Origin of the sequence: Solihabitans fulvus (assembly GCF_008386585.1) — a bacterium.
GTDB lineage: Bacteria > Actinomycetota > Actinomycetes > Mycobacteriales > Pseudonocardiaceae > Solihabitans > Solihabitans fulvus.
This window is the reverse complement of record NZ_VUOB01000021.1, coordinates 198,115-212,757: the sequence shown is the minus strand read 5'-3', so window position 1 is coordinate 212,757 and position 14,643 is coordinate 198,115. Positions and strand designations below refer to the sequence as shown.

Below are 14,643 nucleotides of genomic sequence, written 5' to 3'. Positions count from 1 at the left end.
CGATGGTCGCCACCGGGCACGCCTGGCCCGACCTGGATAATCTGGCGCATGCGCATCTCCGCCAAGGTCGACTACGCCGTGCGCGCCATGGCGGAGCTGGCCGCCGCGCGGCCGGGGGACCTGGTGCGCGCGGAGGACGTCGCCGCCGCGCAGGACATCCCGGTGGCGTTCCTGCTCACGATCCTCAACGACCTGAAGTCGGCGCACCTGGTGCGCGGCCATCGCGGTCGAGGCGGCGGCTACTCGCTCGCCCGCCCCTCTGCCGAGATCACGGTCGCCGACGTGGCCCGCGCGATCGAGGGCCCGTTGGCCCGGATTCGCGACGTTGGCCTGAGAGACCTCAGCTACACCGGCCCGGCGACCGCCCTGCTCGACGTCTGGATGGCGGTCCGCACCAGCCTGCGATCGGTCCTGGAGAACGTCACGCTCGCCGACCTGGTCGACGGGCACCTGCCGCCCGCGATCACCGCCATGGCCACCGAATACCGCACCAAGGAACACCATCGCGGGCGGACGACCCCACTCGCGGGCCAGGACGACTGACGGCTGCGCCGGCAGCACTGCGGGCCGAATCCCCGCCACGTCAACCTGTCGCCAGCCGTCCCTCATACGAGCGCGGTACTGCGCGGCGGGTTTCTGGTACCAGCACGGTACTTGCGACTCGAACGTCGGGTTGATCCATTCGACGGGGAATCCTGTCAGGCTCCGGACTACTGCCCAGGTCCTGGAGGAAACAGTGAGATCCCGTCCCGTTCGTGCCGTCCTCGTTGCCGCGGCGGCACTGCTCGCCGGACTGGCGGTCGGCCCGGCCCAGGCCGCGCCGCAGCCGGCCGGCGGACCGCCGGTCACCTGGACCGGCGACTTCAAGGGCGTGAACTGGTCGGACGGCCGCGCCGACTCCAACTACGAGACGGGCAGGCTCGTGCTGTCCGGCTTCGGCGGGTCGGAGGACTACGCGACCGTCAAGGCGACGTCGACGCGGATTCTCAACGCCTTCCACGACACCCTCGGCGCCAACACGGTCCGGCTTCCCGTCAACCCGGCGACGGTCAACGACCCGTGGTGGAACACCTACAAGGGCACCATCGACGCCGCCACCGACCTCGGCATGAAGGTCGTGCTCGGCTACTGGGAGGAGACCCCCGGCGGCCACCACAAGGGCGTGGTGGTCAACCCCGCCAACTATGTCGCCATGTGGAACAGGGTGGTGCAGGACTACACCAACCAGCCGCTGGTGAACTTCGAGCCGATGAACGAGCCCTTCGGGTACGCGGACGGCGTGGCCAAGCCGCCGACGTGCAACACGACCATCAACGACGACAGCGTGCTCGGCGACCCGAGGCTCTGCTGGACGGATGTGGCCGCCCGCTGGCTGAAGGTCCACCCGTCGATCAACGTGAACCGCGTCGTCATCAGCGGCACCGGATACAACACGAATGTCAAGTTCGTCGCCGCGGATCCCCGGCTCGCCGGGACGCTGTTGTCCTATCACGTCTACGACTTCTTCCCCGGCTGCGGCGTGACCAACCCGCAGGCCCCCAACCCGACCGAGGTGCGCCAGGTCTACGACCACTGCACCCACACCATGAGCAACGAGATCGGGTCCGACGCCGAGAAGCGGACCATCGTCGACGAGTTCGGCGAGTTCATGTACGGCGTGAACGCCAACGGCATTCCGCAGAAGGACGGCAACGGGAACTGGCTGCCCGGCCCGAACTACGACGTGCCCGGCGACCTCGGCACGAACCCGGTCGGCAACCCGTGCAGCCCCGACTTCCACGTGAACTCCTTCCAGGCGGTCACCAACTACATCCACGACAAGCAGCTCGGCGCGATCTACTGGCCGGGCCTGTGGCAGGACTCGACCGGCTTCCCCAACGGGTACGCGATCGCGGTGACCGGTAAGTCCACAGTGGACGGCAGCGTCGTCGAGCAGGTCAACGACCAGAGCGGCCTTGATCGACTCAGGTACGCCTGGAACCTCGGGAACCCCGTGCCGCTGAGGTCGGGCGTCTGCTGACGGCCGTGGGTAGTCCATTCGGGGGCAGGTCAGCAACCGGCAACTTGTGACCGGTGGTCCCCCGATAAGGTCCGGGCCAGGAGAAACCCGGTCCGAAGGGCGCTGACTTGACTAGCCGGTTCGGCACGCGGCTGCGGCAGCTGCGGCTCGAAGCAGGACTGACGCAGGAGGGCATGGCGGATCGCTCCGGCGTGTCCGTCCGCACCATCCGTGGACTCGAGACGGGCCAACGCGCCGAACCACGGATGGCCACGGTGCGGCGGTTGGCCGACACACTCGACCTGAAACCGGGCGAACGGCAGGAGTTGCTGGACGCGGCCGTCGGCCCGATCCGTCCCGAGCCCGCCCCGACCGACTCCGCCCTCGAGCAGCCGGCCGACCCCGTCGTCGAGGAGTCGGCCGGCCCGGTCGTCGAGGAGCCGGCCGCCTCCGTCGTCGAGCAGCCCTTCGATCCGTTGGCCGCGGCCACGAACGAACTCGCGCAGGCGGTCCGCGCACGCTGGCAGCGTGAGGAGGAACTGCGGCAGATCCAGGACCCGTTTCCGCTGCCGGTGCGGTGGCGGCACGCGCTAGAGCAGACGACGGACCACTGGACCAACATCTGCGGAGTCCCACCCGGCGGCGAGGCCGCGCCACTGGACCTCACCGGCCAGCTGACCGAGGTCGTTGACGTCTACCGGCGCATACCGTCCGGTCGCCTGGTCGTGCTTGGCGAGGCGGGCTCCGGGAAGACCATCCTCACCCTGCGGTTCGTCCTCGACCTGCTCAACCTGCGCGGCCACTCTGACGCCGTGCCGGTGATCTTCAGCATCGGGTCGTGGAATCCCGTCACCACCGCGCTGCGGGACTGGCTGACCGATCGCCTCGCCCGCGACTACGGGCTGGTCGCGCCGGGTCCCGGCGGGTCGACGCTGGAGGCCGCGCTGGTGGACGGCGGCCGCATCCTGCCGGTCCTGGACGGGTTCGACGAGATCGCCGCCGGCCTGCACCGGGCGGCGTTGGACGCGCTCAGCAAGAACCCCATGCCATTGGTGCTGACGAGCCGACCCGACGAGTACACGGATGCGGTGCGGGCGACCGACGTGCTGACCGCCGCTGCGGCCGTGCACCTGACCGGCCTCACCCTGGCCGATCTGACCGACTACCTGCCGCGCACCACCCGCAGGACGAGCGCGAACGACTCGGCGACGCCCGTGTGGAATCCCGTGCTGACCGAGCTTCGCGACCATCCCCGACGCGCGACGAGCAGCAATCTCGCCACCGTGTTCACGACCCCGCTGATGGTCGCGCTCGCTCGCGCCATCTACAGCGACACACCCGGCCGCGACCCGGCGGAACTGCTCGACGCCAACCGGTTCGACACGCCGGAGTCCCTCGAGGACCACCTGCTCGGCGACTTCATCCCCACGGTCTACCGCACCCAGCCGGGACCGCAGCGACACTGGGATCTGGACCGCGTCCGGCACTGGCTTGGGTACCTCGCCCAGCACCTCGACCAGCTCGGCACCCGCGACCTCGCCTGGTGGGAACTGGGCACCGCCATGCGCCGCTCGTCGCGCGTCCTGGTGGTCGCGCTCGTGGTCGGGCTGCTGAACGGACTGGTGAACGGGCTGGGCGACGGGCTCGGCGACGGGCTCGCGGCCGGGCTGGGGTCCGGGCTCGCTGGCGGCCTGGCGACGGGAGTGGCCTTCGGGCTCGCACACGCCCTCGCGCTGGTGTTCGGCGCCGCCGTGTTCGAGCCGTCGCGGGTGCGAATACAGATCCTTGGCAGGACAACGGGTGTGCGGGCGAGTTTCGTCCGGAGGTTCGCGCTGGGCATCGCCGCCGGGCTGGCCGGCGGACTCGTGCTCGGTCTCGCCGGCGGCGTCAGTGCCGAAATCATTGGTGGGCACGGTGCCGGGCTGACCGGCGGACTCGGTGTCGGCCTGGCCCTCGGGGTCGTCTGCGGGCTCGTCGCCGGCCTGATGGGCCGGTTCGAGGTGCCCATCGACGTCCACGCCACCGCGAGCCCCACCGACCTGTTGCGGGCGAACCGCACCACGGTGCTCTTCCAGTCGCTGGTGTGGGCGCCGGTGTTCGGCCTCGGGGCCGGGCTCCTCGACGGGTTGGTGTTCGGCCTGGTGGTCGGGTTCGGCGTCGGGATCGGGTACGGGCTCAGCCTGACCGCGTGGGGCCAGTGGGTGACCCTTGCCCGCCTCTGGCTGCCGTTGACCGGGCGGTTGCCCTGGGCGGTCACCGCGTTCCTGGACGACGCGTGCCGGCGCGGCGTGCTGCGCCAGGCCGGCGCGGTCTACCAGTTCCGGCATGCCCGACTCCAGGACCAGTTGACCCGTTCTCGCTGACTCGGAAACCGGAGCAGCGCCTGTGGCATGGGAGGAAGCGAGCTCGGTTTAGGGGACACTCTCGCCGCGAGGATGATGGGCGCCGTCCGATCGGGCTTTCTCGGCGATGGCCTGGAGGGCGGAGATGTGCTCGGCCAGTTTGTCGCGGCCGGTGTCGGTGAGGTTGAGCCAGGTGCGTGGCCGCTTGCCGACGTAACCCTTGCGGACTTCGACATAGTCGTTCTTGGACAGTGTTGTGACCTGTTTGGACAGTGCGGAGTCGGAGAGCTTCACCGAGTCCCGGACGAACCCGAACTCGGCCCAGTCCGCGGCGGAAAGCAGGGAGACGATAGCCAGTCTCGTCGGGTCCAGCAGGAGCTGGTCAAGCTCGGCCACCGCCCTCAGTCCCTGTTCTGCCGGCGCAGTACCCACAGCTGGAACCGGGGGCCAAGGAAGATGATGTAGAGCCCGGCGAGCGCGCCGTAGTAGATGCCGCCGTGCGGCACATGGAACAACTGGATGATCAGAGCCACGGCGATCGCGATGCCGAAGATGGGCGCCATGCGCAGCAGCCGCCAGGTGAGCGGAAGATTGCGGCTGGACACCATGACCGGCCGGCCGAGCAGGGTGCCGCCCACCCGGGTGCGCAAGCTCAGGGCCAGCACGAGGCACATGGCCACCACGGGCAAGCCCAGCCAGCCTCGTTCCGCAGGGAACAGGTCGTTGGCCGCGCTGTAGAGGAACGCGACAAGGCCGCTGATGATCCACATCCACCGGGACCCCGAGGCGGACTTGATCACCTGTTCCTTGCCCTCGTGGACCGCGCGCAGCGCCGCCGCCGCCTCGGCCGGCGTTGGCTCGTTCACTGTGGTCGCTCCTCCGTCTGTTCGGTGCGCCTGTTCACGGTGCGCAGGATCAGCCACTGATCAAACCACGCGCCCGTCGTGGTCAGCACCAGCAGCGCCAATCCCATGATCAGGTGCGCGTAGGTGTGCAGCGGGGCAACGCCGTTCGTCACTCGGGTCAGGACCAGTTGGAGGAGCAGGCGAGCGCCGAACAACAGCACGACCAGGAGCCGGGCCCTCGGCGAGCGCCACACCGAGCGGATGTACCGGCGGCGGCGCGAAAGCATCAGGAACCAGAGCGTGACGTGCAGCGCGATGAGGACCAGTGGCAGCGCTGCGACCAGTGGGTAGTTCGAGCGGAACTGGCTACTGATGTCGAAACTGGCCACGAGCAGACCGGCCAGTACGAAATACCACACTGGCAGGCCCCTGACCTGCTGTTGGATCGGTTTCCGCGCCGGCCCTTGGTCCGTGGTCACCATCGTTCTTCCTCCCCAGGGAAAGTACTTGCCTGAGGGGAAAGCTACTTCACGCTTGCCTCTCAGGCAAGTACTTGCCTGTGGGTGTCAGGTGGGTGATGGGGCTGAGCACCCTGAGATAGACGTCAGAGCCAGCCGTGTTCGTGGGCCGTGCGGGTGGCCTCGACCCTGTTGCGTGCGCCCGTTTTCTGGATGGCGGACGAGAGGTAGTTGCGGATCGTGCCGTGCGACAGGTGCAGCTGCCTGGCGATGTCGGTGACGGTCGAGCCGTCGGCCGCGGCGGCGAGCACGTCGCGCTCTCGCGCCGACAACGGGTTCGGCCCCGCGGACAGCGCGGCGGCGGCCAGCGCGGGGTTGATGACGCGTTCGCCCCGCAGGACCCGGCGGATCGCGTCCGCGAGCTGGCCGACCGGGCCGTCCTTGACCAGGAAGCCGCTGGCACCGGATTCCATTGCCCTGCGCAGATATCCCGGCCGCCCGAACGTGGTGAGGATGAGCACCCGGCACGCGGGCAGCGCCGCCCGCAGCGCCGCGGCGGCGGCCAGTCCGTCAAGGCCGGGCATCTCGATGTCCAGCAGGGCGATGTCCGGGTTGGCGCCGAGCGCCACGGGCACCACCTGGTCGCCCGCGGACACCTGGGCGACGACCTCGAGGTCGGGTTCGAGGTCGAGCAGGGTGGCCAGGGCGTCGCGCACCATGCCCTGGTCCTCGGCCAGCAGGATCCGGATCATGGCGCCGCCGCGATGCCGGGCGAGCCGACCACCGGCACGTGCGCGGTGAGGCTGAACCCGCGTCCCGGCGCCGCGCCGGCCTCCAGCCGACCACCGACGGCGGTCAGCCGTTCGGCCAGCCCGGTGAGGCCGCTGCCGGGACCCCGTCCGTCCGGCGATCCCGCGCCGTCGTCGTGGATCTCCAGGCGCGCCGCGCCCGGCGTGCGGCGCAGGCTGATCCGGCAGTGTTGCGCGTGGCTGTGCCGCAGCACGTTGGTGGCGCCCTCCCGGACGACCCACGCGAGCAGTTCGTCGGCCTCCGAGGGCAGCGCGTCGCCGTCGGCCTGCACGCGCACGTCGATGCCGGCCGAGGCCAGCGCGGACCGCGCGGTGTCCAGCTCGGCGCTCATGCTCCGCTGCCGGTAGCCGGTCACCGCCTCGCGGACCTCGACGAGCGCCTGCTGGGTGACCGCGCCGACGTCGTCGATCTCGCGGGCCGCGGCCGAGGCGTCGTGTTCCAGCAGGCGCCGCGCGAGCTGCGTCTTGAGCGCGATCGTGGAGAGGCTGTGGCCGAGCAGGTCGTGCAGGTCCCTGGCGAACCTGAGCCGTTCCTCGTTGACGGCCAGCCTGGCCCGCGCGACCCTGGCCTCGCGCAGCTCGATGACCAGCAGCATCATCCGCCGGTAGAAGCCCATCATCAGGCCGAGGAAGAGCACCAGGAACAGCCGGGTGCCGATCGTGTCGACGTCCTCGTGGCCGAGCCACGAGCGCAGCACGGCGAGCACCGTCATGGCGACGACCGCCGGCAGCACCCAGCGCAGCGGCAGCGCCACGGCGAAGGCGATGCTGAGGTAGATGAACAGCCCGACCCAGCTGCCCCCGAAGCCGAGGCCGAGCAGGAGATCGAGCGCGGCGAGGCAGCCGAGCCACCGGCCGATCGCGCGAGGGGGCGCCGCGGTGGCCAGGGCCAGCCAGAGCACCCGCAACCACAGCGCCGAGGAGAGTGCGAGCGCCAGGAAGGCGGCCGCGGTCGGGCCTGCGCCGAGGCCCCGGCCGGCGAGGTCGCCGATCGGCATGACCAGGAAGCCCAGCCACACGGCGATCCAGCCGAACCACAACACCCGACGCCACCGACCGGGCTCGCCGGTGATGGCGGAGGTGGCGCCGAACACGGACGCGCGGGTGGCGAAGGAGTCCGAGCCGGGAGGACCCTTCATGCGGCGATTCTACGGCGGTAGCCCAGCAGCGCGAGGGCCGCGAAGACCACCAGCCAGCCCGCGAGGACCGCGACGCCGAGCATCGAGGGCCCGGTGCCGGCGGCGACGTTCCAGCCCAGTTCGGCGAACCGGTTCGACGGCAGCATCGGCGCGATGTCCTGGAGCACCGACGGGAGCACGTGCACCGGCATCCACAGCCCGCCGAGCGCGGACAGCGCGAGATAGACGCCGTACATGACGGCGAAGGCCGAGTCGCCGTCGGCGAGGTAGCCGATCCACACGCCGAGCGCCGCGAACGGCGCGGTGCCCAGCCACAGCATTCCGCCGATGGCCAGCCACTGCCAGGCGGCCAGGCGCACGCCGTGGGCGAGCACGGCGGTCGTGGCGACCAACACGATCGCGGGCAGCGCCATCGTCATGGCGGCGAGCACCTTGGCGATGATCACCTGCCTGGCCGGCATCGGCATCACGCGCAGCTGCCGCATCCAGCCGATGGCGCGTTCCTGCGCGATGCGGGGACCGGTGGCGGACAGGGCCGCGCCGATCGCGCCGAACGCCGCCATCGACACCATCAGCCGGACGTCGACGCCGAGCACGTCGTCCGGCCGGGCGGCGGCGCGGTCCTCCTGGCCGAACACGTTGGTGAACAACAGATACATGCCCACCGGCAGCACCAACATCAGGATCAGGAACCGGCGGTCGCGCAGCATCCGCAGTACTTCCAGGCGCCAGTAGGTCACCATCATCGTTCTCCTGTCAGCTGGTCAGGGCGAGGACGGCGTCCTCGAGGTCGGCGCCGGTCACCTCGATGTCACGAACCCGGTCGCGGCTGGCGAACAGCGCGCGGACCGTGCGTTCCGCGTCGGCGGTGTGCAGCGTGGCGGTCCGCCCGCGCACCTCGACCGAGGTGACGCCGGGCAGCAGGTGCAGGTCGCCCGCGCCGGAACCGTCCACGGTGAACCGAACGCTGCGCCCGCCCGCCGCGCTCTTGATCTCGGCCGGGGTCCCGTCGGCTACCACCCCGCCCTCGGCGACCACCACGATCCGGTCCGCGTTCTCGTCGGCCTCGTCCAGGTAGTGGGTGGCGAACAGCACGGTGCGGCCCTTCGCCGCGTAGGCCCGCATGTTCACCCAGAACGCGCGCCGCGACTCGACGTCCATCGCGGCGGTCGGCTCGTCCAACACCAGCAGCTCAGGGTCGCCGACGATGGCCAGCGCGAACCGAAGCCGCTGGGTCTGCCCGCCGGACAGCCGGTCGACGTACCGGTCGGCGACCTCGGTCAGGCCGGTCTGGTCGAGCACCTCGGCCAGCGGGAGCGGATCGGGATAGCGCTCCCTGGCGAAGCCAAGCAGCGCCTGGACGGTCACGCCCGGCATCAGGCCGCCCTCCTGGAGCATCGCGCCGATCCGACCCTGCGCGACCGCCTGCCTTGGCGCGCTGTCCAGCACCCTGACCCGGCCGCCGTCCGGCGGGAACAGGCCGAGCAGCAGGTTGACCGTGGTGCTCTTGCCAGCGCCGTTGGCGCCGAGCAGGGCCACCGTCTCGCCGACCCGGATCCGCAGGTCGAGTCCGTTGACCGCGCGCACCGTGCCGAAGCTCTTCGTGACACTCTCGAACCACACCGCGATGTCCGTCATGCCTGCCACGCTAGGAACCCCGCCCCGCCGCCGTTAGTGCCGCGAATCAGCGACTCCGTGTGACAACTGTCAGATGTCATGGCATGGCCGCGACGAAGTTCCGGTGGTCGCGCAGCGCCACGGTGCTCAGGGCGCGGGCCATCACGAAGTCCCTGACGCCGGTGCTCAGCGGGCCGGACAGGCCGCCGATGCCGGCCACGCGCCGGGATCGCCTGGCCAGCGGGGTGATCCTGGCCAGCCTGCGACGCTGGTACTCGGCCAGTGCCTCGGGGATGTCGGGGACGCGTGCCAGGCATTCGGACAGCACGTCGGCGTCCTCGATGCCCTGACAGGCGCCCTGGCTGAGGTTGGTGGTCATGGCGTGCGCCGCGTCGCCGAGCAGGGTGATCCGCCCGGTGCTCCAGCGGTTCAGCGGCGGCAGGTCGTAGACGTCCTGGGCGTCGATGTCCCCCTCGGCGGTGGCCTCGATCGCGGCGAGGACCGGGCCGGCGAACGCGGCGAGTTCGCGCAGCAGCAACGACTTCCGCTCGCGCAGCGCGGCACGGCCCGGCGGGCCGTAGAGGATGCCCTCCCACAGCAGGCGGCCGCCGCGCACGTGGTGCACGACCGCTCGGCGGCCCCGGCCGAACATGATCCGCTCCACGCCGACGGGCAGCAGCCCGGCGGCGTGGTCCCGGTCGAGCACCGCCTGCCACTGGCCGTAGCCGGAGTAGCGCGGCTGGGTCGGCGCGACCAGCGCCGCGCGCAGGCCGGAGCGGATGCCGTCGGCGGCCACCAGCAGGTCGGCGGCGAGCGTCCGGCCGTCGTCGAGGGTGACCAGGACCCCGGTGTCGTCCTGGGTGGCTCCCGTGCACTCGACGCCGAGGTGCAGCCGCACGCCGGGGCGGTCGAGCGCGGCGCGGGCGAGGGCGTCGTGCAGGTCCTTGCGGCCGAGGGCCAGGTCGGTCACGCCGTGCTCGCGGGCGATCCGGCCGACCGGCCACGTGGCGAGCACGCGGCCCCGGTGGTCGCGGTACTCGGTCTGCTCGATGGGCAGGCCGACGGCCTCGACCGCCTCGGCCAGCCCGAGCCGCCGCAGGGCCAGCATGGCGTTGGTCCACAGGTGCAGCGCGCCGGCCGTCTGGATGCCGGCGAGGTCCTTGGCCCTTTCCAGGATCGTGACCCGCCAGCCGCGCCCGGCGAGCGCGGCCGCCGAGGTCAGGCCGCAGATGCCCGCGCCGACCACCACCGCGCTGCGTGCCGCCGAGGTGGATCCGATGCCCGTCATGTCGCCCCCTGTGCGTTGCCTGTGTGCCCCCGTTGGCACCTTGACAGGAATCATAACGGCCGTAACCTTACGGCCATTACCTAACGGATGGAAGGTGAATCATGACGGCCTCACCCACTCGTGCCGGCTCGCCGCGCCGCGTCCGCCTCCTGTTGCGCACGGTCCACCTGCTGCTCGCCGGGCTGACCGGCTACGCCCTCTACGCCAGGCACGGCATGTCCGACGCGTCCGCGCGGGACCTGCTCGGCTTCGTTGTCTTCCCGCTGCTGATCGTGACCGGGGTCGCGATGTGGCAGCAGGCCAGGGTGCGCAGGATGCTGCGCGGCGACCGCTCGTCCGAATCGGCCTCCATACGATGACCGGAAACGGCTCTGGCCTGCACGTTGTCGTCGGCAGCGGCGGGCTGGGCAGGGCGGTGGCCAGCCGGCTCCGCGCCGAGGGTGCGCCGGTGCGGGTGGTCAGCCGCTCCGCGACCCGACCGCTTCCCGCCGGGATCGCGCACGCGGCCCTGGACGTCGCCGACGTCGCGGTGGTCGTGCCGGCGCTCGTCGACGCGGCGGTGATCTACAACTGCGCCGCGCCGGCCTACGGCCGCTGGCCCGAGGAGTTCCCCGCGTTGCAGCGCGGCCTGCTGGCCGCGGCCAGGGCCTGCGGGGCCGTCCTGGTGAGCGCGGAGAACACCTACCTGTACGGGATAGCACAACAGCCGTTTACCGAGGATTGTCCGCCCCAGCCGATCAGCCGGAAGGGCGCGGTCCGCGCGGCGATGACGGCGGAGCTGCTGGCCGCGCACCGCAGGGGAGACGTGCGGGTCGCCATCGGCCGCGTCGTCGCCTTCTACGGTCCGCACCAGCTGGCCGGCCCGCTGGGCAGCCGCGTCTTCGGCGCGGCCGTCGCCGGCCGGCGGGCGAAGGTCCTCGGCGATGTCGACCAGCCGCACACCTACGTCTTCGTCGACGATGTCGCCGAGGCCCTGGTCACGCTCGGCACCCACGATGCGGCGCTCGGCCGCGCCTGGCACGTGCCAGCCCCGCCGACGCTGACCACCCGCGAGCTGCTCACGCTGGTCTACGGCGCCGCGGGCCGGCCGCTGCGCTACCTGTGCCCGCCGAGCGCGGCGGTGCGGGCGATCGGGCGGGTCGTCGCCGGGGTCGGCGAGATCGCCGAGATGCTGTACACCTTCGAGCGGCCGACCGTCGCCGACGACAGCGCCTACCGGGCGGCGTTCCACCCCGCGACGACCAGTCACGCCGACGCCGTCGAGCGCACTGTGGCGTGGTTCCGCGCCGACGCGCGGTCGCCCGCCGGCCTGCGGGGCACGCCGTGAAGCTGGCGCGGCAGCGGCTCGTCGTCGTCGGCGCCGGCATCGGCGGACTGGCCACCGCGGCCGCGTTCCGGCGCGCGGGGGCCGAGGTCACCGTGCTGGAGCGCCGCAGAAACCTGCGCACGGCCCAGGCGGGCGGCGGAATCCACTTGTGGCACAACGGGGTCCGCGCGCTCGACCGGCTTGGCCTCGCCGAGCCGGTCAGGGACCTCGGGGCGCGCGGCGGCGTGCTGCACACGGCCGAGTTCTGCTCCCATCGTGGCGCGGTGCTGGCCAGCTGGCCCATCAGGGAGATCGAGCGCGAGCTCGGCGCGCCGACCGTCGGCGTCAGCCGCGACCAACTGCACGCGCTGCTGTTCGGCGCGGCGGAGGGCGCGGAGCTGCGCCTCGGGGCGGAATGCGTTGGCCTGACGGAGGAAGAGTCGGGTGTGCGGGTGCTGCTCGCCGACGGCGAGGTGCTGGCCGCCGACGCGGTGATCGGCGCAGACGGGCTGAACTCCCTGGTGCGCGGGAACCTTCTCGGACAGGCCCCGCCCCGCCCCGCCGGCTACGCGACCTGGCAGGCGATCGTGGCGCACGACGGCGGCGACACCACCAGGGTCGGCCTGTTCCGGGTGCTGTGGGGCCCGGGGGCCCGCTTCCTGTTCTACCGGCTGGCCGACGGAAAGCTGTACTGGGAGGGACAGTTCGCCTCGGCCGAGGGCGGCCGGGATCCCGATGGCGGCCGCAGGGACGCCGTGCTGCGCAGGTTCGCCGAGTGGGTCGCGCCGGTGTCCGAGATCGTCGAGGCAACCGCGGAGGAGGCCATCAGCAGGCTGGACGTGTACGACCGGCCGCCTGCACGGCACTGGGGGCGGGGGCGGGTGACGCTGCTCGGCGACGCGGCGCATCCGATGACCAACGCGATGGGACAGGGCGCGAACCAGGCTGTCGAGGACGCGGTGGTGCTGGCCGGCGCGGCCCGCGCGGCGTCGTCTTGGCCCGAGGCGTTGCGCGAGTACGAGCGGCGCCGGATTCCGCGCACCACGACGATGGTGCGCACCGCGCGGAACCTCCAGCGCCTCAACCGATGGAGCAACCCGCTGGCCTGCCGGCTGCGGGACCAGTTGATCAGGGTCGGGTTCTCGGTGGCGTTGCGCAAGCACGCCAAGGACATGGCCATCAGTCTCTAGCCTCGGGGGAGGCGACGTGCACTTCGGCACCGCGGCTGCGGAGTTCGACGTGGTGGTGATCGGCGCCGGGCTCGGCGGCCTGTCGGCGGCGGCCGCGTGCGCCAGGGCGGGGCGCAGCGTGTTCGTGGTGGACGCGCAGGACGGCCCCGGCGGGTACGCGCACGCGTTCCGGCGCGGGCCGTACCGGTTCGACCCGGCCGTGCACGTCACCAGCCTGGCGCACGAGGGCGAGGTGCTGTACGAGTACCTGCGGGCGCTCGGGGCGCTCGACGCGGTGGAGTTCCTCGACCTCGACGAGTTCTACGGAGTGGAGTTGCCCGGCTTTCGGATGCGCGTGCCGCACGGCGTCGACGCGTTCATCGAGGCGCACGCCGAACGGTGGCCAGCGCAGCGCGCCGGGATCCGCGCGGTGGTGCGGCTGTGTCAGGAGGTCTTCGAGGAGTCCCAGCAGCTGTCCACCCGCACGTCCTGGCGAGATCTCGACGAGGCGGTGCGCACCTCTCCGCTGATGTTCGAGCACCGACTGTCCACAGTGGACGACGTAATGGACCGATTCGTCACAGACGGGAAGGCGCGGTCGGCGCTGTCCGCGCTGTGGCCGTACATGGGCGTGCCGCCCTCGCGCCTGACCTTCACCGGCTTCTGCTCCATGCTGATGTCGATGGTGCGGCGCGGTCCGTCCTACTGTCGCGGCGGTTTCCAGTCGCTGGCCGACGCCCTGGCCGGGGTCGTCCGCGCGGCGGGCGGCCTGTTCCGCTACGGCACCCGGGTGACCCGCATCGTGATCGAGGGCGGTCGGGCCGCCGGCGTCGTGCTGGCGGACGGCACCCTGGTGCGCGCCGGCACGGTGATCTCCAACGCCGACGCAACCACCACCATGCACCAACTGGTTGGGGCGCAACACCTTCCCGCCAACTACGTCAGAAGGCTCGGCAGGCTGACGCCGTCCTGGTCGGCGTTCGTGCTGTTCGCCGCAACCACGCTGGACCTCGCCGAACTCGCGCCCGCGCACGAGACGTTCGTGTTCGACCACTGGGACCACGACGTGAGCGAGGCCGCGATCGGTCAGGGGCAGCGCGGCGGGATGTGGCTGAGCGTGCCGAGCCTGGTCGACCCCGGCATGGCGCCGCCGGGCGAGCACACGGTGGTGTTCTCCACGCTGGCGCGGGCGGACTGCCCTCGGTGGGGCGACCGCAAGGTGGAGTTCGAGCTGGGCATGCTCGAGCGCCTTGAGCGGCTGCTGCCGGGCATCACCGGCACGCTGACCTTCCTGGACAGCGCGACTCCCCGGACCCTGTGCCGCTACACGGGCAACCAGGCCGGCGCGATCTACGGGTGGGAGAACACGCCCCGGCAGAGCCAGCCCAAGCGGCTGCGGTGCGTGACACCGCTGCCCGGCCTGCTGCTCGCCGGGCACTGGACCGAGCCGGGGGCCGGCAGCTTCCGCGTGATCCTCTCCGGCATGCAGGCCGCCGCGGTGGCGATCGGCGCGGCGAACCAGGACGACTTCGTCGCACGGCTGCTCGTCGGGGCCGGTTCGCGGCCCTGAGTGTTTACGGACGTACGGCTTCTCAATTCCGTCCCCAGCAACGTTTCTTGCAGGTGGAAGGAACTGGCGAAGCCTTGACAGCCTTAACAAATCACCTGTTA

At 71.5% G+C, this 14,643-nt stretch carries 15 protein-coding genes; 7 read left to right on the top strand and 8 right to left on the bottom strand.

The genetic code is table 11. The annotated features are described in order from the left end of the window. Positions 1–48: 48 nt before the first annotated feature. The 3 genes from F0L68_RS12520 to F0L68_RS12510 all read left to right on the top strand — a co-directional run bounded on the left by F0L68_RS12520 (position 49) and on the right by F0L68_RS12510 (position 4,362). Positions 49–543 carry an RrF2 family transcriptional regulator gene (locus tag F0L68_RS12520; RefSeq protein ID WP_149849689.1) on the top strand — a complete coding sequence of 165 codons (495 nt, stop codon included), beginning with the start codon at positions 49–51 and terminating at the stop codon, positions 541–543. Between the two features lie 193 nt (positions 544–736). Then, positions 737–2,020 (top strand): cellulase family glycosylhydrolase, encoded by a 1,284-nt coding sequence (locus tag F0L68_RS12515; protein WP_188316541.1) that lies wholly within the window; start codon positions 737–739, stop codon positions 2,018–2,020. A 107-nt stretch (positions 2,021–2,127) separates the two neighbouring features. Beyond that, the gene (locus F0L68_RS12510; RefSeq protein WP_149849687.1) at positions 2,128–4,362 is read left to right on the top strand and encodes a helix-turn-helix domain-containing protein; all 2,235 of its coding nucleotides are present in this window, start codon (positions 2,128–2,130) and stop codon (positions 4,360–4,362) included. Between the two features lie 48 nt (positions 4,363–4,410). On the opposite strand, the gene F0L68_RS12505 is transcribed toward F0L68_RS12510, so the two are convergent. The 8 genes from F0L68_RS12505 to F0L68_RS12470 all read right to left on the bottom strand — a co-directional run bounded on the left by F0L68_RS12505 (position 4,411) and on the right by F0L68_RS12470 (position 10,497). Next, positions 4,411–4,737 carry a winged helix-turn-helix domain-containing protein gene (locus tag F0L68_RS12505; RefSeq protein ID WP_223198726.1) on the bottom strand — a complete coding sequence of 109 codons (327 nt, stop codon included), beginning with the start codon at positions 4,735–4,737 and terminating at the stop codon, positions 4,411–4,413. Between the two features lie 5 nt (positions 4,738–4,742). Beyond that, positions 4,743–5,207, bottom strand: coding sequence for a hypothetical protein (locus tag F0L68_RS12500; protein ID WP_149849686.1), 465 nt, complete (start codon positions 5,205–5,207; stop codon positions 4,743–4,745). Continuing rightward, positions 5,204–5,668: a hypothetical protein gene (locus F0L68_RS12495; RefSeq protein WP_149849685.1), complete on the bottom strand. Its 465-nt coding sequence runs from the start codon at positions 5,666–5,668 to the stop codon at positions 5,204–5,206. The genes F0L68_RS12500 and F0L68_RS12495 overlap by 4 nt, the downstream gene beginning before the upstream one ends. A 122-nt stretch (positions 5,669–5,790) precedes the next feature. Further along, on the bottom strand, positions 5,791–6,396 hold the full coding sequence (locus tag F0L68_RS12490) for a response regulator transcription factor (protein ID WP_149849684.1): 606 nt from the start codon (positions 6,394–6,396) through the stop codon (positions 5,791–5,793). Then, positions 6,393–7,592, bottom strand: a complete 1,200-nt coding sequence (locus tag F0L68_RS12485; RefSeq protein ID WP_149849683.1) for a sensor histidine kinase — start codon at positions 7,590–7,592, stop codon at positions 6,393–6,395. The genes F0L68_RS12490 and F0L68_RS12485 overlap by 4 nt, the downstream gene beginning before the upstream one ends. Beyond that, positions 7,589–8,335: an ABC transporter permease gene (locus F0L68_RS12480; protein WP_149849682.1), complete on the bottom strand. Its 747-nt coding sequence runs from the start codon at positions 8,333–8,335 to the stop codon at positions 7,589–7,591. The genes F0L68_RS12485 and F0L68_RS12480 overlap by 4 nt, the downstream gene beginning before the upstream one ends. Before the next feature lie 13 nt (positions 8,336–8,348). Continuing rightward, positions 8,349–9,230, bottom strand: coding sequence for an ABC transporter ATP-binding protein (locus F0L68_RS12475; protein WP_149849681.1), 882 nt, complete (start codon positions 9,228–9,230; stop codon positions 8,349–8,351). 76 nt (positions 9,231–9,306) lie between these two features. Then, positions 9,307–10,497 (bottom strand): FAD-dependent oxidoreductase, encoded by a 1,191-nt coding sequence (locus F0L68_RS12470; protein ID WP_188316540.1) that lies wholly within the window; start codon positions 10,495–10,497, stop codon positions 9,307–9,309. Between the two features lie 101 nt (positions 10,498–10,598). Here F0L68_RS12470 and F0L68_RS42320 point away from each other — a divergent pair, with 101 nt between their 5' ends. From F0L68_RS42320 to F0L68_RS12455, 4 genes are read left to right on the top strand one after another with little or no spacing between them, the layout of a single operon-like run. Continuing rightward, positions 10,599–10,856 (top strand): hypothetical protein, encoded by a 258-nt coding sequence (locus F0L68_RS42320; protein WP_188316539.1) that lies wholly within the window; start codon positions 10,599–10,601, stop codon positions 10,854–10,856. Continuing rightward, positions 10,853–11,824, top strand: coding sequence for an NAD-dependent epimerase/dehydratase family protein (locus tag F0L68_RS12465; protein ID WP_188316538.1), 972 nt, complete (start codon positions 10,853–10,855; stop codon positions 11,822–11,824). The genes F0L68_RS42320 and F0L68_RS12465 overlap by 4 nt, the downstream gene beginning before the upstream one ends. Next, a complete protein-coding gene (locus F0L68_RS12460) occupies positions 11,821–12,993 on the top strand; it encodes an FAD-dependent monooxygenase (RefSeq protein WP_188316537.1) in 1,173 nt (390 codons plus the stop codon). The genes F0L68_RS12465 and F0L68_RS12460 overlap by 4 nt, the downstream gene beginning before the upstream one ends. Positions 12,994–13,009: 16 nt before the next feature. After that, positions 13,010–14,542 carry a phytoene desaturase family protein gene (locus F0L68_RS12455; protein ID WP_149849678.1) on the top strand — a complete coding sequence of 511 codons (1,533 nt, stop codon included), beginning with the start codon at positions 13,010–13,012 and terminating at the stop codon, positions 14,540–14,542. Positions 14,543–14,643 lie beyond the last annotated feature (101 nt).